Below are 19,791 nucleotides of genomic sequence, written 5' to 3' on the forward strand. Positions count from 1 at the left end.
CATGGAACTCGATCAACTATTTCCTATTTACAAAGTGGAGCATCATCTGATCCTTTCCAGACAGGGTGATATGACTATGGCTTTTGAAGTTGACTTGCCTGAGCTATTCTCCCTCAATGCTTCCGGGTTCGAAGCCGTTCATGCAGCATGGAACAAAGCTGTGGGGGTACTGGCAGGAAATACAGTACTCCATAAGCAGGATTGGTTTGTGGATCGTTTGTTTCGTGGTGAATTTGCCGGGAATAGCCATTCTTTCCACTCCATGGCCAGTGAGCGTTTCTTTACCGGGCGAGCTCATCTTGACCACCACTGCCGTTTATTCATTACCAAGCGTCCCAGGGGAAGTAAACTAGGGAGTTCTGCCTTATCTAATCTGCTAAGAAAATCCCCTGTTCCGATAGAACTGCTGGAGCGGGAAACGCTGGAAGAGTTTCAGAATGTAACCGGACAGTTTCGTCAGATTCTCCTGGATGCCAGGATTGAATTACGGCAGCTGACCGGGGATGAAATCGTGGGAACAGCAGTAAAGGCTGGGGTTTTGGAGGAGTACCTGAATCTGGGTACTGCCGGTGTGCTTCAGGATATTCAGTTTACCCCGGAATGGAAGATTGGGAGTAACTATGTTCAACTCTACACCATGGGGGATGTGGAGGATCTGCCTTCCACAGTGAGTCCTCATGCTACTTATGAGCCCTATGGAACTGACCAGACGAATTTCCCTGTCGGTTTTTCTACTCCCGTCTGTGCACTACTTCCCTGCAACCATATTTATAATCAGTTTCTTTTTATTGAGGACCATCAAAAGAAATTAAAGGACCTGGAATCCAAACGGCTCCGACTGGAATCACTTTCCAACTATTCCAGAGAGAATGCCATCGCAAGAGATGCCACGGCTGAATTTCTCAATGAGGCAATTTCAACCGGAAGAAAGGCGGTAAAGGCGCATTTCAATGTGATGACCTGGACGGATCGCAGGGAGTATGTTGGCCAGTTGCGTAATCTTACGGCTGGTGCATTGGCGAAAATGAATGTGGTACCCAAGCAGGAAACGGTAGGGGCTCCTCAGATTTTCTGGGCTGGACTTCCCGGCAATCAGGCGGCCTTCCCCGTGAATGAAACCTTCGATACGTTTATCGCACAGGCAACCTGTTTTTTTAACGTGGAAACTCAGTACAGAACCTCAACCAGTCCCATTGGAATCCGCTTAGGCGACAGAATTACCGGGTATCCTGTCCATGTGGATATTTCAGATGAACCGATGAAGCAGGGCCTGATCACGAACAGAAACAAGTTTGTGTTGGGACCCTCCGGCTCCGGGAAATCTTTTCTGACCAATCATCTGATGCGATCCTATTATCAGCAGGGTACACACGTGGTATTGGTAGACGTCGGGCATTCTTACCGGGGACTATGTGAGCTGGTCGGTGGCTACTATTTTACCTATGAGGAGGATAATCCTATCCGGTTCAACCCCTTTCATGTGGAAGGAAGAAAGCGGCCGGAAACCGAGAAAAAGGAAAGCCTGAAAACTTTGCTTCATGCTTTATGGAAGAAAGAGGATGAAACCTTCAAGCGCTCAGAGTACGTGGCGTTGTCCAATGCCTTGTCAGGATACTTTGACCGCTTGGAAGAGAACCCGCAAATCTTTCCCTGCTTCGATACCTTTTATGAGTATCTGAGGGATGAATTCCGAGATGTCTTAAAGCGCGATGGGGTTAGAGAGCGGGATTTTGACGTGGATAATTTAATGTATGTGCTCCGTCCTTATTACCGTGGAGGAGAATTCGATTACCTGCTGAATGCACGTGATAACCTTGATTTGCTTCACCAGCGGTTTATCGTCTTTGAACTGGATAATATCAAGGATCATCCCATACTCTTTCCGGTAGTTACCCTGATGATCATGGAGATATTCATTTCCAAAATGCGAAAGCTTCAGGGAATCAGAAAGATCATCCTGATTGAGGAAGCCTGGAAAGCTATTGCAAAGGAAGGGATGGCCGAGTACATCAAATACCTGTTCAAAACGGTCAGGAAGTTTTTTGGTGAGGCCATTGTAGTGACCCAGGAGGTAGAGGATATCATCTCCAGCCCGGTTGTCAAAAATGCCATCATCAACAATGCGGATGTCAAGATCCTGCTGGACCAGAGTAAGTATCAAAATAAGTTCAAAGATATACAGGAACTGCTAGGGCTGACCGATCAGGAAAAAGCCATTATTCTATCCATGAATAAGGCAAAGGAGATGGGCAGAAATTACAAGGAGGTATACATCAGCATCTACAAAAAGGTTTACCGGGTGGAGGTGAGTGCGGAAGAATACCTCACCTATACTACCGAGGAGCAGGAAAAAATGAAGGTGGAGGAATACACCAAGAAATTCGGCAACCGCAAAAAGGCCATTGAGGTACTGGCTGAAGAACTCAAAAATCAATACGCATGAAAATCAGAAGAAAAATCCTTACGCTCATTGTATCGCTGACTGTGGGACTGACTGCATTGCCGAGCCAACAGGCTTCTGCCATACCCATCAACGTAATTATTGAGGTCATCAAAGCAGCGGTGAAAAAAGTCATTCAGGCGATTGACTTAAAGATTCAACGCCTGCAAAACCAGACCATCTGGCTCCAGAATGCGCAGAAGGTGCTGGAAAACAAACTAAGCAAACTCAAGCTTCAGGAAATTTCAGAGTGGAGTGAAAATCAGCGGAAACAATACGATGCTCTCTTTGAAGAACTATGGGCAGTGAAAAGCATTATTTCACAGTTTCAACGGGTGCGGGATATTGCCGAACTGCAAAAACAAATAGTCCGGGAGTATCAACAAGCATGGGGCTTGGTCTCTACCTCTTCGGTACTTGGACTGGAAGAAAAGCAGCTTATCAGCGGCGTTTATCAAGGTATACTCGAAGATTCTCTGGAAAACCTTACTCATTTAATGGGAGTGATGACTTCGTTTACCTCCCAGATGACTGATGCAGATAGATTGGCATCACTTCATTTAGCAGAGGCAAGAATCCAAAAGAACCTGAGTGACATTCGGCAATGGAATGTCCAAAACCTTAGCCTGATCAATTCCAGGGAATTACTGCCTCTCAACAACCTAAAGCAGAATTATCATGTGGATTAGGCAGAACAGAGATAGGATGTGGAGCAGTGTAAAATCCCTAGCCGGTGTAGGATTGCTATGTCTGATTTCGGTTGGAGTAAAAGCCCAAACGGCGCAGGAATGGACGAACCAAAAACAACTGCAAACTGCCTATAAAATCAATCAGATTGTTGCGCTTAACGGGTACTTGGAGGTGGCCAAAAAGGGCTACCAGATAGCTCGGGTAGGATGGGGGGTAGTCGGCGGTATTCAGCAGGGAGAGCTTTCACTGCACCAGGATTACTTCGCTTCCCTGTCAGCGGTGCACCCGATTGTATCGGAATATCCCCAAGTACCCCGCATGCTTGAAATCCTTAAGCAGATCAATAGGGAAGTAGCTTGGATGGATGCATACCTAAGGGAGGTTAATGAGTTGGAGAGCTCGGAGAAATTAACTGCTTCTAGGCTTAATCAATTTACGCTTCACTATTCAACCCGTATCGTCAGCCAACTCGAAGTGATTTTGAGCGCTCATTCCTATGAGATGAATGATGGGGAACGATTGGCTGCACTGGATGAACTCCATAGGGAAATGGTCAGCCTATACCAGTCTTTGAAGGCTCATACTAAACGTATCCGATTTTTGAAATGGAATCGGAAAAGGAATGAAATAGCTACCCGTCAATTTAATGCGCTCTATGATGTCAAATAGAATTAAACAAGTCATGTGGATAGGTTTGATGTTGATTGGGCTATTACGGCCAAGTACTTCAAGAGCTCAGGCTCATGAAATCACTCAACTTATTCTCAATTATGAGAAGCTCATGCAACTGGAGAAAATTCTGGAAAACATGTATGAAGGCTACACCATCCTAAATAAGGGGTATAGTTCGGTGAAAAACATAGCAGAGGGTAATTTTAAACTCCACGAGGCCTTTCTAAATGAATTGCTTCAGATAAGTCCTGAAGTCAGAAAATATTACCGGGTTGCCGAAATTATCCAATACCAGCAGCGGATTCTTGGCGAATATAAATCCACTCACACCTGGTTGAAAAAGGAGGAGACTTTCTCCTTGGATGAACTGGCCTATTTGGGGGAAGTGTATGAAGGACTGTTTAAGGCTTCTTTACGGAATCTGAATGAACTGGCCATGATCCTAACCGCAGGAGAATTACGGATGTCGGATTTTGAAAGATTGGAAGCAATAGATCGGCTCCACACGGAAATGTCCGGACTGTTGGTGAATCTAAGGCAGCTGAATGGAAAGGTAACCACCCTGAATAATCAGCGACAGCGTACGGAAAAGGCAGGCGAATTTATCTTGAAACTTAACAGATTAAACCCATGAGTAAACCTACTATTATGCTGTTCACGGTATTTCTTGTGACAGGAAGTGCTCAGGCTCAAACTATCTCTGGAAGTGTGGAAGGATTGCATGAGGTATTGAATCAACTCTATGATGAAATGATCCCATTGGCCAATGAGCTGATCACAGTTGCACGAGCGTTGGCAGGATTTGCAGCCATCTGGTATATCAGCATGCGGGTATGGGGTCATATCGCACGCTCGGAACCGATTGATATGTACCCATTGCTACGCCCTTTTGCAATAGGTTTAGCAATTATGCTTTTCCCGCAGGTATTGGCGGTGATCAACGGAACCATGAACCCAATCATTAGGGCTACCTCTGAAATGGTGGAAGGAACCAATGCAGCTATTGCCAAGCACATCTATGAAATGGAAGCGGAGCAACTCGAACCCTATATCAACCATGTCCTTGAAAGCGGAGAGCAGAAATATCCTGAAAACCTGAAAGATATGGGTGTGTTTGAGCGGATCGCAAACGAAGTTTTCGTCTTTAACCTGAAAGCTATTGTCAGCAAGCTGATTTCGGAATTCTTGCAGATGCTGTTTTTTGCAGCGGCCCTATGCATCAATACCATCCGCACCTTTCAGCTGATAGTGCTATCCATCTTAGGTCCGATAGTGTTTGGTCTGTCTGTCTTTGACGGGTTTCAGCATACTATGGCGGCTTGGTTTGCCCGCTATATCAATATTTCTATGTGGCTTCCTGTTGCCAATATCTTCGGGGCGATCATCGCAAAAATCCAACTCAACATGATGGTACTGGATGGTGATTTTACCTCATCGATTGGTTATTTGGTTTTCATGGTCATTGCCATTATCGGTTATATGACGGTGCCCAATGTAGCGGGATTTATTGTACAGCCCGGAGGTCGGGATGGTCTGCTCAACAACGCCACCAATGCTGCCAAGGCAAGTGCTTCTGGCGGGACCCAGGTTATTCAACAAGTCATTAAATAAGCTCCTATGTTTCAAAACTTAAAGAATTTGGATACGGCTTTTCGCCATGTGAAATACCTCTCTTTTACTGTTGTCTTGGGTTCATTATGCTTTGCTGGATACCTGGGAGTGAAGGCAATTCAGGCAACTCAGGCAGCACAGGAACGCGTCTATATATTGGCTGAGGGCAAAGCATTGGAAGCCTTTTCGGCTACCAAAAAAGATAACATTCCCGTAGAGGCAAGGGATCATGTGAAAATGTTTCATCACTACTTCTTCACGCTAAGTCCGGATGAGAAATTTATCAATGAGCAATTGGTGAAAAGTCTCTACCTCTCTGATGGTTCTGCCAAGAAAGTCTATGATAATCTAAAGGAGAGGGGCTATTTCACGGAAATTGTATCGGCTAATATAAACCAGACCATAGCAATGGACAGTGTGAGCATTTCCATTGATTCCTACCCCTATGAATTCCTTTATTATGGCAAACAGCAAATCATTCGCCCAACATCGGTGGTAACCCGAGGGCTTATTACAAAAGGAAGATTACGCCACATTGATCGCACAGACCAAAACCCACACGGCTTCCTGATTGAACATTGGGAGACGCTTTCCAATGAAAACCTAAACGTGGAGAGCCGATGAGAATACTTGGGATTCCTGTCTATATCCAAATCCGGAAAAGTGCATTAATTGAAAAACATGTAAAGCAGCTTTCCTACCTATTCAACAAAGGCTCCGATCATACCAAAAAGCAAGTGGTGTTTGTATATATCCTGCTTTCTGTCGGGATGTGCAGCGCATTGTTGATTAAGGGGCTCTCAAAAGAACCTATGTCGGTGCTGCAGATTCCTGAATGGGAATCTCCTCTCATCCTTCACGACTCACTATACAATAACTCACAAACTAAACGAGCATATGAAACAGACAACTGAAAAACAGAAGAGGGAACGAAAGTTCCTGATTGCACTACCTCTTTTAACCCTGCCATTCCTGTGCCTGACTTTCTGGGTCTTGGGAGGAGGAAAGGGAGTGCAACAAAGTGAACAGCAAATCGGATTAAATATGATGCTGCCTGAAGCTAGGATTGAAGCTACTTCTCCGGATAAAATGGAATCCTATAAGCAGGCAGAGCGTAAGGCCTCGCAGGTAAGGGAGCAGATTCGCATGGATCCTTTTGCGAATGATCTACCCGTAAAGGTGGATACTTTGTTGAATTTCCCCTTGGGTTCTGAACAAAAGAATACCCTGCTGGAAACAGAAAATGCAGTACAGGAGAAATTGGCTGACCTGCAAAAATTGATTGATCAGCCTGAATTAAATGAAGTGACTGCTGGAAAGGAAAACCAGCCAATACAAAGGGGAATCAGTCGGGAAGCGATTTTGGATGATCCTGATCTTAACAGATTGGAATCCATGATGTCAGCTGTTATGGAACCTGAAATGAAAGATCCTGAAATGGAGCGGATTGATTCCATGCTCGATAAACTGCTGGATGTGCAACATCCCCAACGGGTACAGGAACGGTTGTCCGAAACAAAAGCATTGAAGCGGGAAGCTGTGTTTGCTGTTAGTTTAGATCAGGATGTGCCTCAAGCTGAAGATTTATATGAATCGGACAATCTTCTTGGCGAGCAAAATGGCTTTTATGGTCTTGACAGTGAAAGGAAAACGCCTTTCTCCACTATCCTGCCAGCCATCACTGCACAGGTAACCACCGATCAGGAAGTGGTAAGCGGAGCCTCTATTGAACTGGAACTTACCCAGTCGGTCTTTATCCAAGGGGTCGAGTTCCCAAAAGGCACCAGAGTAACCGGGATTTGTTCCCTGAACGGTGAACGGCTGAATATAGAAGTAGCAAGCATTCGCTTGGATAATTTGATTATTCCAGTAAGTCTACAGGCAGTAGATCTGGATGCACTTGCTGGTATTAAAATTCCCAACGCCATTACCCGGGATGCAGTCAAGCAGGGAGCAGGAGATGGCATCCAGTCTTTAAATACGATGGGCATGTCATCTTCCTGGGAGGCACAGGCTTCCATGGCGGGAATGGAGACTATCAAAGGTATACTTTCAAAAAAAGCGAAGCTGGTCAAAGTAACCGTCAAGGCCGGGCATCCACTGCTCTTGGCAAATCTGTCCGGTAACTAACTATTCACTTTCTAAATCATTCTTTATGAAAATTTCAATGTTGCTGATAGCGCTTGCGCTATCCCGAATTTGCTGTGCCCAATTTGTAGAGGAGGCACAGGTAGAAATCTATCCCATCCAGATTGGTTGGGACAAAACTACGGTCCTTGTCTTTCCTTTTGAAGTGGTCAGCGCGGATTTTGGTAGTCCTGCTGTGTTGTCTCAAAAAGACAAAGCTGCTCCCAACGTGCTGAAGCTAAAAGCCGGACAAAGACACTTTGCGTCAACCAGCATGTACGTCATCACAACTGAGGGTAAGCTGTATCCTTTTTCGGTGGGTTACACCGAATACCCGGATGCCAGACCAATCGACATGGGAAGACAAAAGGAGGTAGAGCATGCCAAAGTAATGCTGAAAGAATCCTCCATGAATCCCGCTTACCTGGCTGCTGTACTGGATGAAATGTCGCAGAGAATTCCTAAAGAACTTTCCTGGGGGAAAAAGAGCGGATTGGTCCGTTTGGGGTTGGGAAAACTGGTTGAAAAAGACGGAGTACTGTTTTTTCAACTGGCAGTTGAAAACAAAAGCTGGGTAGATTACCTACCTGAAAAATGGGTATTCACCATTCAGGACAAGCGACAGGCGAAACGCACGGCGATCAGACAGTTGGCCATGGAGCCGGTTTCCTTTACAACTTTTAAAGGAGTAGGCGGTAGGTCGTCTGCCTTGGGGGTATTTGCATTTCCCAAGTTTACCATCTCCGATGCCAAGGAACTGACCATTCAGGTGTTTGAAAAGAACGGGGATCGAAACCCGGTGCTATTGATCTCCGGAAAGGAATTACTTCAGTCCGATCCAATACTTATTTCTAACCATAATTTGAACAACCATGACTAAAAAGCAAAACATAGAGGAACTGCAAGACCGGATGAAATATTCAGGCTTTGGCGAGACACTCAACCAGGAATTGGAGAAGAAGATTAAAGCAGGAATAAGCGATTTTGAATTGGCAGTAACCAAGGAGGTCGGGGAGAAAAAGCTTGACTATGGACTTCATTTTCGAAAATCAGATGAAGGGAAGTATTATTACAATGGCTTTGATGCCAAGCTGACTAACCCGGACGGAAAGGAGCAGTCTCAACGATTTTACCAAAATCAGGGAATCTCAGCCAAAGAGGCTTTCAATCTATTGGAGGGAAGAGCTGTATTCAAAAGTCTGTTTAACAAGGAAGGGGAAAGATACAATGCTTGGCTACAACTGGATTTGGGGGCGAAGGATGAAAAAGGACAGCATCCGGTAACTCAGTACCACCAGAATTATGGATTTAAACTTGAGGATGCAGTAAAGGAGCTTCCTTTAAGAAACATGAATTCACCGGAACAGCTTGATCTTTTACTTTACAGCTTGAAGAAAGGAAACCGCCACGAGGTTGACATTGAAGGGAATGAGTCGAGAGTTCTGCTGGAGGCCAATCCCAAATATAAAACAATGAATGTATATGATGGAGAGGGGAAGCGCATGAAATCTAGTGTCATGAAAACAGCCCAAGAACAAGTAAAAGCTGAAGCCAAAAAGAATCATCAGGCAAAGAACAGGTCAAAAGGAGTGAAGGTGTAAGCATATGAATAGTGTGTTGGTGAATTTTTTTAATTCTTAACCCGGTGTAAAAGCCGGGTTTTGTTTTGGCAAATGTTTAGAAAACCCAATCAACTTCTTTGCCCCTTTACAAGGATTGAAATCTTTGACTAAGACCGTTTTCGCTCCTGAAACTGATGGTGAGCAGTGTGAAATGGGAAGGATTATTCCACTGTTATTTTTTAAAATCAACGGCAGAAAAGCGCAGCGAATATAGGGCCGGTATAGTTTCGCTTTTACAAAAGGGGGACAAAAGGGACGGCATAAAGCCGCTTGCTTCGCTTTTTATTCCGTTTCCTTTATGTCCCATGTACCGCCCCTGTCTTTCGTGCTTTCTTTTTTGCCGTTTTTTCTTTTAAAAAAATGTTTTGCAGCATCTCGCAGATTTAAGGGCAAATCAGAATTGAATCAAAGTTCAATCCTTAAACACTAACATCATGGGACACAACATTCATTTCAACGAACGAACAGGAAAGCATGCATTCTTTTCTGTTAAACAAGCAGCTTGGCACAAGCTGGGACAGGTAATCGAAAACTATCCATCCAGTGCCGAAGCGCTCAAATTTGCAGGGCTGGATTATCAGGTAATCAAATCCCCGATTTTCACCAAACCGGAGGGTTTGCAGGTATCGGAAAGCGGAGACTTGGATCGGATGGATGAAATCCAAGTCAGTTCTCATTTTGTGACGCTCCGAACTGATCTCAATATCCCCTTGGGCGTAGTGGGGAAGGACTATAAAATTATCCAGAACACGGATGCATTTGCTTTTTTTGACGCAATTGTGGCAGAGGGAAAAGGGATAAACTATGAAACCGCAGGAGCGCTTGGCCACGGTGAGCGGATTTTCATCACAGCGAAGCTTCCCCAAGGAATTACCGTCGGTAAGGAGGATTTGATAGATCAGTATATTTTTCTAACCACCTCCCACGACGGTACAGGAAGTATACTAGCAGCTTTTACGCCAGTTCGTGTGGTCTGTCAGAATACCCTTAATGCTGCCATGGGCAAACTTTCCAATGTGGTGAGAATAAGACATACCTCTGGAGCTGAAGAGCGTCTGAAGCAGGCACACCAACTCATGGGCATGGTTTCCAAATCTACCGAACTGACTTCAGAGATATTCAACCGCTGGGCTAACATCAGGATTTCTGATAAGGAAGTGAAAAAGCTGATTGAAATGGCACTGGCTCCCACTAAGCAAATACTTGAAAAAGTGCAACTGGGTGAATACGAGGAATTGAGTAGCAATTTCAAAAATCAGACGGAACAGGCCTTTGCCTATGCCATGATGAGTGAGACTCAACTGCTCCCGACCACAGAAGGAACATTATTCGGAGCCTATAATGCAGTAACAGGATACTTTCAGAATGTACGAAACTATAGAACAGATGAGGAAAAAATGAAGTCGATTCTGTTTGGCGGCACCGCCCAAACTAAAGGGCAGAATGCATTTGATCTGTGTCAAACTATTGCAGCTGATGGTATGGGCTTATTAAGATGTAACTGATCCATCATAGGCGGGCGTTCTAGTCCGCCTTTTGGTATTTCGCTGAAATCATTTCTCCCTTGCAAACTCGAAGTTGGATTTAAGTGACTGACCTCAAAAATGGATAGTCATCTACTTTTAGGAATAATTTTTTTTAGTTTTTATTATTTCGGTACAAAGCTAGGCGTTCCGGTCGGGGCGATCAGCAGACTACGGCATAAAGCCGCTGCGCTATTTATTCCGTTTCCTGCTTCCTTGCTCCCGAAACACCTGGATTCAGCATCCTAAATAATTTCTAACTTAAATGTATTTATCATGGAAGCTGTAAATCAAGTAATCAACCTTCATCAGGTAGCGGAAATCACGCTGGGTTATCATCCAAAAGTAAAATCAAGCCAACGTCCAAAGGTGGGTTGCTCCAGACAGGTATATGAAGTCCTGTATAATTTTTGGGATAAAGACACGCTGGAACTGGCTGAACATTTTCAGGTGATGCTACTTAACAGAGCCAATAGGGTGCTTGGGATTTGTACGATTTCAAAAGGTGGAACTGCCGGAACAGTGGTAGATGCCAAACTGGTTTTTGCTACAGCACTAAAGGGATGTGCGCAGTCAATAATTGTGAGTCATAACCATCCTTCTGGAAACCTGATGCCGTCTGAACAGGATAAAAGAATGACCAGAAGATTGGTTGAAATAGGTAAGGCTTTGGATCTACCTGTTTTAGATCATGTCATTGTCACTGCAGATGGGTATTATTCTTTTGCTGATGAAGGGGAGCTTTAGGGCTCTCTTTTTTGATGATTATTGTTTAAAAAAGAGTGTTGAAGTGTTCCATTTATTCTCTTAAAACCTGGCGATTATAGTTTTTTTTAAGTCAATAGTTCAAAAGTTTATTTTTAGTATTTTTTACTAAAAACAAACTTTTGAACTAAACTAACTTGAGTTAAGACTTTACTAAGATTTTGGAATTAACATTTGTATAAATTAAAGAAATAGTATTAAGGATGAATTTACTTAAAAAAGTAAATTTTTCTTAATTTTTGGAGCGCCGTTTTACTTAAAATATACAGAATATTGGATTTTGATACTTTGTATTTTTATTACATAACAAAATTATATTTTTCATAACAGTATTTTATAAATATAAAATACCATGTATAGGGTATTTTTTAAAATAAATATTTTTTAGTCATTTAGGGTTATTAATTTTATCTATCAGTTATGGCGCTAAAAATTTTACTCAGAGGACCCCTTCTTTATCTTCTCTTTTTTATTGGGTTTGTTACAAATGCTTTTGGCCAGTTGCCTGGGGATGTTTCTTCTCAGGTTCAAAAATTAATACCTAATCCATCTCAGCAGTCCCCAAATGCTGCCGCAATTCAAAAGTATGGGGATTATAATGTAAACCTTTACACTGGCACGCCAGACATAAGTATTCCCCTTTTTGAAATTCAGTCCGGAGCAATTAGTGTCCCGATCGTACTGTCCTATCATTCCAGTGGAACCCACTACACTGATAGAGCTTCCTGGGCAGGATTAGGCTGGTCAGTGCAAGTAGGAGGACAGGTTTCCAGAACTATTGTCGGGAAGCCGGATGAAAGCAGTTTTTTGACTGGCACTAATGATTATACAGTGGGCACGTATGATTTTTGTACTAATTTTTATTACAAAGAACAGACGGCTTCTGGTTCTAATGACCGTGAGCCTGATTTGTTTTCCTATTCCTTTCCTGGAGGATCCGGTCGGTTTGTACTTCAGCAGGGTGGATTACCCCCGCTACTTTTTCCTGAAAGTGCTATAAAAATCACACGAAATCCCAACTATTACGACATCACAGATACTAAAGGCACAATGTACCGCTTCGGGTCTAACTGGGCTGGGAACGTTAATGCAAAAGAATCAATGAGTTCATATGGGGCAGCTGTTACTTCAGGTGTGGTGAATTGGTACTTACAGGAAATTAAATCACCTAATACGGATGATTATGTGACCTTTAAATATCAGGATGTAGGTTCTTACATAGTTTCAGAAATTGAAAGCAATATTACGCTCATGGACAATTGGAATACTGCAAGTGCTGAATTTTTACCATGCAACTCCTATAATCCAGTTGAAACTCTTATTTCTACTACCAATACATCAACCCAAATGGGTATCGATGAAATATTCTTTAATACAGGAAAGGTGAAATTCATTATGGGTACGAGTAGAACGGATGTCCCGGGAGGAAGTAGCTTAAAGAAACTCGATAAAATCGAGGTTTACTCCAAAGTGAATAGTAGTTACATTCTCATCAAATCTTATAAACTGCTTAACAGTGGATACTTTAAACTTGCTGTAAATAATACAGACGCTAGATTGAAATTGGACGGAATAGAAGTTAGAGATGGCGCAAATACACTGATTAATAAGTACGGCTTTAGCTACAATACCACTACTTTTTCCTGGGACAAATCAGAAGGATCATACAGAAGGGATTTATTTGGTTTTTACAACGGAAAAACTGCCAATACCAATTTGATCCCACAGGAAACAGTACAATATCGCGCACAAAGTTACCACTCACCGACTAACCTAACCATTGGAGGTGCCGATAGAAGTACTGATACCACCATTTATAAAGAGGGAGTCTTAAAAAGAATCACTTTCCCGACAGGAGGATATACTGAGTTTCAATTTGAACCCCATAAATATTCAGATGCTGGAGTAACTAAATATGGTGCTGGTCTTCGAATCAAAAAAATAGTCAAGAATGATGGTCTGAATACCTACTCCACACTGTACAAATATGGGAGCAATGATGATGGTATAGGACACAAGAACTTTGATGTCAGGAATTTTCATTTTATGAATACCATATATAAGCGTGATATTTCTTATATGACGGGCTTTCCGCAACGACAATATACAGTCCGTACTTGGGTGTCCAATTCTGTCGTCGGACCGGGATTTGATGATGCTCCAGTAGTTTATACCAATGTATCTGAATATGCAAACAGTACCAGCGGCAACGGTAAGACTGCTTATGAGTTTGATAATAATCTGCTTATCTCAGACGGTGTTTTTGCAGTGCCTTATTCCAATAAAATCTGGCGAAACAAAAAAAGTTGGCAGCGGGGAAAATTGACTAAAGTCACTAAATATGATAATCTGAATAATATTAAGGAAGTCACTACTAAGAGTTATACTAAGTACAAAGGTCAGACATTAAAAGTAGGCCAGGCAGCAATACAGACAATTGTCGGGGAGGAATCTGGTAATTATTTCAACTACTGCGCAGGCACTGGAGGTGGGCAGGCATATGACGGACATCGTTACATGATTTCAACTATTGAGCAGGATGTGGGAGTGTTCTTGGAAACTTCTAGTATAGTTGAATCGCAATATGCTACAGGCTCTATTCAGACAGTAACCAACAAGGCATACCATGCTAACTACCTTCAGCCTACATATGAAGAAGTTATATCCTCCGGTAATCCAGGGACAGTAAGGACAAACTTCAGATATAATTACGATGTAGTAGGTACAGGAACTACCTATACGGGCTTGCCGGATGCTCTTAAACAAATGCTGTTAAAGAATATGATTTCCAGTCCTGTAGAGCAATACACTTGGGTAAAGGAAGGTGCAGGTGCAAGCGAAGTGATTTCCGGGCAGGTTACTGAATATGCACTCGTTGCTGGCACTTCGCTTTATGTACCCGCTTCTGTATATTTTTTAGAGACAACATCCCCGGTCACTACCTATACACCACTAGCAGTATCGGGTACAAATGCTTTGACTAAGGATAGTAGGTACAAATTGAGGATGAGTATGCAAGGATTTGATACCCGAGGAAATCTATTACAGTATGAGATGACCAATGGTCCAGTCACTTCATTCGTCTATGGGTACGATGGCAAATATCTTATTGCAGAAGCTACAAATTCGATTGTAGGAAATATAGCCTACACTTCTTTTGAGACGAATGAAAAAGGAGGTTGGACATATACTGGAGCCGAATCTCCAGTATTGTCGGGCCAGGCAAAAACTGGAAGCAATGTGTATCTCCTTAATAATGGTCAGGTTACAAAATCAGTTACAGGTGCTTATAAGCTCAGTTTCTGGGTAAGAAAAAATGATGCCACTGCCGCCTCACTTACTATCAATGGAACAGCTTACGCAGGTACCATAGATGATACCTGGAGGCTAGTGGAAGTATCAGGCTCAAGCTCCATTACAATCAGCGGATCAGGTACAATCATCGATGAGTTAAGGGTACATCCGCCAACTAGCCAAATGACAACTTATACTATAAAGCCGCAGATCGGTATGTGGAGCCAAATGGATGCTAAGAATCACGGCAGCTATTACCAATATGATCCTTTTGGCAGGTTAGAAACTGTCAAAAATGAGGACGGGCATATCCTTAAGCATTTTGAATATACCTATATCAAACCCTAATCCATCTAATTTTTAACGATATGAAATCGAACACGACTATTAATTTACGCAGATGGATGATAATAATCCATGTGAGATTCCATGTGGCCAATAAAATTAAATTATAAACACATGAAAACATTGACTAGCCTGCTGATTCTTATGGTGATAGGACTCAGCAATCTTTCAGCTCAGGACTTGATTTTGTCAGATTCCTTGTCAGCAGAAGAAATCAAATTGGTAGGGGTGTGGAAAGTAAATCTGCCAGAGCAGAAAAGTAAACTGGATGCTGAATCCAAGACTAAGGTGAACCAATTGGACAGCAAGGGGCAGGAGGGATTTTGGAACGCAACGGAATCCAGAGTGTATGCTCTGGATGGGGAAAGAAACTTTGTAATGACCTGGGTTTCTGAAGGATCACACAATGAAGTGATTGGGAAATGGAAGTTGGAGGCTAAGACAGGTATTCTTAAGTTATTTGGAGAGCATGAGCTGTTTGAATATCAAGTGGAATTTAAAGAGAAATCACAGATTTGGATTCCAATTACCAAGTCTAAGGAAGGCCTGAATGTTCTTTATATTAAAGGGTTGGGATTATGAGAAAAATTGTAATACTCCTAATCCTTTGGATTGTGGTACGTCCTGTTTCCGCTCAGATTGTTTCCACCTCTGCCTGTGTCTCGGTAATTCCTTCTGCACCTTCAATTGTTATCACCACTAGTCAAGCAGTTACACTCACAGCAAATGCAGCCCCGTCAGGTTTTAGCTATCAGTGGTATGACGGGGATCAGACACCCATTCTACCCAGTAATCAAAGCCTACCTACAGGGACATTAACTGGGAGCAAGACTTTTTATATTGCTTACCGTCATACTTCTTCAGGTTGTATGACCTCAATGGTTCCTGTAAGAGTTAATTTTTATGCCGAGGATCGTAACTGGACTAGGGAGTATACTTCTAGGGATACACTTACTGCGGATTTTGCGTTGAGGAATTCTTCACAACAGGCATCCTATAAACAGACGAGTTATCATGACGGGTTAGGAAGAGTAAACCAACAAGTTGCAATTCAGGCTTCGGTAAATGGTTCTGATATCATTACCCCGGTAGTTTATGATACCTACGGTAGACCTTATCGTGATTATTTGCCTTTTCCAAACAATACCACCAGCCAGAGACTCTATCGTTCTACAGCAACAGATCTTCATAGCAGTTACTATACGGCAGAATATGCAGATAGTAGAGGATATGCAGATAAGAGCTATGAAGCCTCACCACTCAATAGAGTATTGCAACAGGCTGTGCCTGGGACTGCCTGGGTAGGTCACGAATTGGAGTATTTAGAGGATATCAATTTAGCCCAGGATCAGGTGAAGATATGGACTGTAAATTCTTCGGGTCTTCCTGTAGATGCGGGATTTTTTGCTGCCGGAGCTTTATCAAAAGCTGAGATGTATAATGAACAAGACCAACGGACGATAGAATATAAGGATAAGTTAGGGAGGTTGATTTTGAAAAAAGTGCAAATCGATGCTGTTCCTACTGCACATCATGTTGGATGGATGTGCACCTATTATATTTATGATAAATTGGGCAAACTTAGGGTAGTCATGACCCCAAAAGCTGTTGAAGCAGTGGTGACAGGTGGGCAAAGCTCAACCTTGACCACTATCAGTGATGGACTCTACTACCTCTACTCCTATGATGAGCGAGGAAGGATGATTACTAAGAAAATTCCGGATAAAGGAACCGAAGAAATGGTGTATGACCTTCAGGATAGATTGGTAGCATCACGCGATGCCCTCTTGATGGCCCAAGTTAAATGGTCATTTGCCAAATACGATGCTTTAGGCAGGGAGGTAATGACCGGACTAGTGGCTTATTCAGGAGCCAGAACAACTTTACAAACACTTGTAAATGGATTGGGATCCAATAATGCGGTAATCAATTTCACATCTGGAAAAACAGGGGCTACCAATGCAGGTGGTTTTCCTAGAGTTGCCGATGGAGGGGAGGCAGATGTACTAACTGTGAATTACTACGACAATTACGCATTTCGAAAATCCACGCTCACCTATGTAAAGCCCACAGGCTATCATGACAGCAGTACCAAAACCACTGGTTTATTGACGGGTACTCTGGTAAAAAACCTGGGCAATAACACCCGGTATGAAACTGCCGTTTATTACGACTCGCAGGGAAGATTAATCCAGACCATTTCTGACCATCATTTGGCAGGGACAGTCAGGATTTCCAGTAGGTACGATTTTGAAAATAAACCAGTTGAAACGATTACCCAGCATACTACACCAAGTAGCTATACCATTACCAAAGGGTATGTCTATAACGCCGCAGGAGCCTTAAGCCACATTACTCATAAGATCAATTCAGGTGGAGTAGTCACATTGGCAACTCATACCTATAATCAATTAGGAGAACTTACATCAAAAGCTTATCCTGTAGCGGGGGATGCGGTGACCAGTTTTACTTATAATATCAGGGGCTGGCTGAAGAAAATCAATGATCCGCAGGTTAGCAATTCAGCATCCAAAGTTTTTGCCCAGGAATTGTTTTATGAGACGGGTGGTACTGGATTATATTGGAATGGCAATATCGCAAAGGCAGAATGGAGAGGACAGGATGATATTAAGAAAATCTATAATTTCACTTATGATGCAGCGAATAGAATAAAAACTGCCCAATACACAGTACCAACCAATTCGGTTCATAACGGAAGATATAACTTGGGCTATATCAATTACGACGCAAATGGTAATATTACCACCTTGCAGCGGGTGAACCAGCAAAATTCAAACATTTGGGCATTAGTGGATAATCTAGCTTATACCTATCAAAACAACAGCAACAAGCTAATAGGGGTGGAAGACTACCAGGGTGTTACCACTTATCTATCTAAAGATTTTAAAGATAATAATACTGCATACTATTCTTATGATGCAAATGGCAATCTAACTGTGAATGGGGATAAAGAAATCACCTCTATTACCTATAACCATCTAAATCTTCCCCTCACCATTACTTTTTCTGGAACAAATAAGAAAATCGATTATTGGTATGATGCGCAGGGAGTGAAACTCCGTCAGGTCAATACGGATGGAGCCACAGTTAAGACCTTAGATTATCTGGGAGAACTCGTATTTGAAAATAATGCGATATCCTATGTCCTGCATGAGGAAGGAAGAGCTGCGTATGAGAATTCTGCCTTCCAGTATGAATTCTTTGTAAAAGATCATCTGGGAAATGTAAGGCAGGTGATTCGTGCTCCGATATCCGGAGCCAGAATAGCCACTATGGAACCTGAGAATGCAGAAGAGGAGGAGAAAGAATTTAAAGGAATCAGAGAATCCCGTCAGGGAGCCGGAGAGCACAACAAAACTCCGGGAGGATATGCCACGGCTTGGCTGAATGCTGGTAGAAACCGTATTCTTGGCCCTTCCCGTTCTCAGGAAGTTCAGCAGGGTGACAGTGTGGAACTAGGGGTATTTGGTAAGTACGTAGATCCAAAGAAAATCAGACTTTCTCCGGCCAGCTTTGTACGCACGGGTATGGATAAGAAGCTAATCCAGCAACTCACCGAATATGGTCAGAACCTCAGTGCAGGGGGAGTGAATGAAATCGCTATTGCCAATGTGATCGCATTGGTGATCACCGAACTACAACAGAAGCCTGTCCCGGAAGCCTACATGGGCTATGCTTTATACGATAGTGATAGTACGCTATATGAGCAGGGAAAAGTAATCCTATCTAAAAAAGCGAGAAATAAACATGAGGAGCTTATTGAGAAAATAGCAATAAAAAAGGATGGCTATATTGAGACTTATTTGGTCAATGAAACTTCTGATGATGTGTGGTTTGATCAATTTAGGATTCTGAGTACAGGGCCGCTCATCGTCCAAGAGACGCACTATGATCCCTGGGGAGTGGAGCTTTCTGGTTTGGGGTATCAATATGGAGGAATCAAAATAAATCCGTATTTATACAACGGCAAGGAGGCAAACGGCCACATCGGAGTGAATCTGTATGATTATGGAGCTAGGTTATATGATCCGGCAATAGGTAGATGGTTTGTATCGGATCCTATGGCGGAGAAGATGCGGAGACATTCTCCTTACAATTATGCCTTTAATAATCCGCTGAGGTATATAGATCCAGATGGTATGGAACCATACGAGGTGATGGGTGCGGTAACTCAAGGACCACCTGATGCTGAGGATCCAACGCAGAAGAGTGTGTTGAATGGGGAGGAGAGTGCTCCTGGAAATAACTGTGAAGGATGTATGATGTTACCAGAGGTAGTTGTGGAAGCACCTAAAGTAGATAAAGCTCTGGCCATACCATTCCCTTTGTCACCAAGTCTAGGTATAAATCCTGTTACTGCTTGGGCTGGAATATCATTAGGTGCAGCTTATGTTGCATACGATGCAGGGATAAATATAGAAGCAACTACTATTTCAATAGCTAATCTATTGCATAGATTAGGGGTTCCTGAACATGTGTTACATTCAAAGGGAGGAAGAAGAAATATTTGGCCTGATCAATACGGTACTCCACCAAAAGTTGGAGATATTGATTGGAATAAGTCAGATTCGCAATTAGCAGATAAAATATCTAACGGAGCTGGAGATAGCAAGCGTGGGCCAACTTCCCCAAATAATCAATTAAAAAAATGGTTTAGAGATAAACGTCCTAAATAATTATA

The 19,791-nt window shown here is 42.8% G+C and carries 15 protein-coding genes; all 15 read left to right on the forward strand.

Annotated elements, in window-relative coordinates; translation table 11 throughout:
* Position 1 precedes the first annotated feature (1 nt).
* The 15 genes from ESV85_RS18645 (at position 2) to ESV85_RS18715 (ending at position 19,786) form a co-directional block, all read left to right on the forward strand.
* Positions 2 to 2,443, forward strand: coding sequence for a TraG family conjugative transposon ATPase (locus ESV85_RS18645; protein ID WP_146920300.1), 2,442 nt, complete (start codon positions 2 to 4; stop codon positions 2,441 to 2,443).
* The gene (locus tag ESV85_RS18650) at positions 2,440 to 3,129 is read left to right on the forward strand and encodes a conjugal transfer protein TraI (RefSeq protein WP_146920302.1); all 690 of its coding nucleotides are present in this window, start codon (positions 2,440 to 2,442) and stop codon (positions 3,127 to 3,129) included. The genes ESV85_RS18645 and ESV85_RS18650 overlap by 4 nt, the downstream gene beginning before the upstream one ends.
* Positions 3,119 to 3,799, forward strand: coding sequence for a hypothetical protein (locus tag ESV85_RS18655; protein WP_146920304.1), 681 nt, complete (start codon positions 3,119 to 3,121; stop codon positions 3,797 to 3,799). Before ESV85_RS18650 ends, ESV85_RS18655 begins: the two co-directional genes overlap by 11 nt.
* Positions 3,789 to 4,436, forward strand: coding sequence for a TerB family tellurite resistance protein (locus ESV85_RS18660; RefSeq protein WP_223276040.1), 648 nt, complete (start codon positions 3,789 to 3,791; stop codon positions 4,434 to 4,436). The genes ESV85_RS18655 and ESV85_RS18660 overlap by 11 nt, the downstream gene beginning before the upstream one ends.
* Complete coding sequence (gene traJ, locus ESV85_RS18665) at positions 4,433 to 5,413, forward strand: conjugative transposon protein TraJ (protein ID WP_146920307.1); 981 nt, start codon at positions 4,433 to 4,435, stop codon at positions 5,411 to 5,413. Before ESV85_RS18660 ends, traJ begins: the two co-directional genes overlap by 4 nt.
* A gap of 6 nt (positions 5,414 to 5,419) precedes the next feature.
* Positions 5,420 to 6,037: a conjugative transposon protein TraK gene (gene traK, locus ESV85_RS18670; RefSeq protein ID WP_146920309.1), complete on the forward strand. Its 618-nt coding sequence runs from the start codon at positions 5,420 to 5,422 to the stop codon at positions 6,035 to 6,037.
* On the forward strand, positions 6,034 to 6,327 hold the full coding sequence (locus ESV85_RS18675) for a hypothetical protein (RefSeq protein ID WP_146920311.1): 294 nt from the start codon (positions 6,034 to 6,036) through the stop codon (positions 6,325 to 6,327). The genes traK and ESV85_RS18675 overlap by 4 nt, the downstream gene beginning before the upstream one ends.
* Positions 6,311 to 7,543: a conjugative transposon protein TraM gene (gene traM, locus ESV85_RS18680; RefSeq protein ID WP_146920313.1), complete on the forward strand. Its 1,233-nt coding sequence runs from the start codon at positions 6,311 to 6,313 to the stop codon at positions 7,541 to 7,543. The genes ESV85_RS18675 and traM overlap by 17 nt, the downstream gene beginning before the upstream one ends.
* 25 nt (positions 7,544 to 7,568) lie before the next feature.
* Positions 7,569 to 8,420, forward strand: coding sequence for a DUF4138 domain-containing protein (locus ESV85_RS18685; RefSeq protein ID WP_146920314.1), 852 nt, complete (start codon positions 7,569 to 7,571; stop codon positions 8,418 to 8,420).
* Complete coding sequence (locus ESV85_RS18690) at positions 8,413 to 9,141, forward strand: hypothetical protein (protein ID WP_146920316.1); 729 nt, start codon at positions 8,413 to 8,415, stop codon at positions 9,139 to 9,141. The genes ESV85_RS18685 and ESV85_RS18690 overlap by 8 nt, the downstream gene beginning before the upstream one ends.
* A gap of 455 nt (positions 9,142 to 9,596) precedes the next feature.
* Positions 9,597 to 10,667: a DUF932 domain-containing protein gene (locus tag ESV85_RS18695; RefSeq protein WP_146920318.1), complete on the forward strand. Its 1,071-nt coding sequence runs from the start codon at positions 9,597 to 9,599 to the stop codon at positions 10,665 to 10,667.
* A 294-nt stretch (positions 10,668 to 10,961) separates the two neighbouring features.
* Positions 10,962 to 11,432, forward strand: coding sequence for a RadC family protein (locus ESV85_RS18700; protein ID WP_146920320.1), 471 nt, complete (start codon positions 10,962 to 10,964; stop codon positions 11,430 to 11,432).
* A gap of 438 nt (positions 11,433 to 11,870) precedes the next feature.
* Positions 11,871 to 15,092: a hypothetical protein gene (locus tag ESV85_RS18705; protein WP_146920322.1), complete on the forward strand. Its 3,222-nt coding sequence runs from the start codon at positions 11,871 to 11,873 to the stop codon at positions 15,090 to 15,092.
* A 111-nt stretch (positions 15,093 to 15,203) separates the two neighbouring features.
* Positions 15,204 to 15,671 carry a hypothetical protein gene (locus ESV85_RS18710; protein ID WP_146920323.1) on the forward strand — a complete coding sequence of 156 codons (468 nt, stop codon included), beginning with the start codon at positions 15,204 to 15,206 and terminating at the stop codon, positions 15,669 to 15,671.
* Positions 15,668 to 19,786 (forward strand): DUF6443 domain-containing protein, encoded by a 4,119-nt coding sequence (locus ESV85_RS18715; RefSeq protein WP_223276041.1) that lies wholly within the window; start codon positions 15,668 to 15,670, stop codon positions 19,784 to 19,786. Before ESV85_RS18710 ends, ESV85_RS18715 begins: the two co-directional genes overlap by 4 nt.
* Positions 19,787 to 19,791: the final 5 nt, after the last annotated feature.

Source organism: Algoriphagus aquimarinus (genome assembly GCF_007997215.1).
Classification (GTDB): Bacteria; Bacteroidota; Bacteroidia; order Cytophagales; family Cyclobacteriaceae; genus Algoriphagus; species Algoriphagus aquimarinus_A.

What these genes read in the sequence shown, in the direction of transcription:
- traK (WP_146920309.1), top strand. Translation starts at nt 5,420, where the DNA reads ATGTTTCAAAACTTAAAGAATTTGGATACGGCTTTTCGCCATGTGAAA.
- ESV85_RS18645 (WP_146920300.1), top strand. Translation starts at nt 2, where the DNA reads ATGGAACTCGATCAACTATTTCCTATTTACAAAGTGGAGCATCATCTG.
- ESV85_RS18660 (WP_223276040.1), top strand. Translation starts at nt 3,789, where the DNA reads ATGTCAAATAGAATTAAACAAGTCATGTGGATAGGTTTGATGTTGATT.
- ESV85_RS18700 (WP_146920320.1), top strand. Translation starts at nt 10,962, where the DNA reads ATGGAAGCTGTAAATCAAGTAATCAACCTTCATCAGGTAGCGGAAATC.
- traM (WP_146920313.1), top strand. Translation starts at nt 6,311, where the DNA reads ATGAAACAGACAACTGAAAAACAGAAGAGGGAACGAAAGTTCCTGATT.
- ESV85_RS18690 (WP_146920316.1), top strand. Translation starts at nt 8,413, where the DNA reads ATGACTAAAAAGCAAAACATAGAGGAACTGCAAGACCGGATGAAATAT.
- ESV85_RS18710 (WP_146920323.1), top strand. Translation starts at nt 15,204, where the DNA reads ATGAAAACATTGACTAGCCTGCTGATTCTTATGGTGATAGGACTCAGC.
- ESV85_RS18715 (WP_223276041.1), top strand. Translation starts at nt 15,668, where the DNA reads ATGAGAAAAATTGTAATACTCCTAATCCTTTGGATTGTGGTACGTCCT.
- ESV85_RS18705 (WP_146920322.1), top strand. Translation starts at nt 11,871, where the DNA reads ATGGCGCTAAAAATTTTACTCAGAGGACCCCTTCTTTATCTTCTCTTT.
- traJ (WP_146920307.1), top strand. Translation starts at nt 4,433, where the DNA reads ATGAGTAAACCTACTATTATGCTGTTCACGGTATTTCTTGTGACAGGA.
- ESV85_RS18675 (WP_146920311.1), top strand. Translation starts at nt 6,034, where the DNA reads ATGAGAATACTTGGGATTCCTGTCTATATCCAAATCCGGAAAAGTGCA.
- ESV85_RS18685 (WP_146920314.1), top strand. Translation starts at nt 7,569, where the DNA reads ATGAAAATTTCAATGTTGCTGATAGCGCTTGCGCTATCCCGAATTTGC.
- ESV85_RS18695 (WP_146920318.1), top strand. Translation starts at nt 9,597, where the DNA reads ATGGGACACAACATTCATTTCAACGAACGAACAGGAAAGCATGCATTC.
- ESV85_RS18650 (WP_146920302.1), top strand. Translation starts at nt 2,440, where the DNA reads ATGAAAATCAGAAGAAAAATCCTTACGCTCATTGTATCGCTGACTGTG.
- ESV85_RS18655 (WP_146920304.1), top strand. Translation starts at nt 3,119, where the DNA reads ATGTGGATTAGGCAGAACAGAGATAGGATGTGGAGCAGTGTAAAATCC.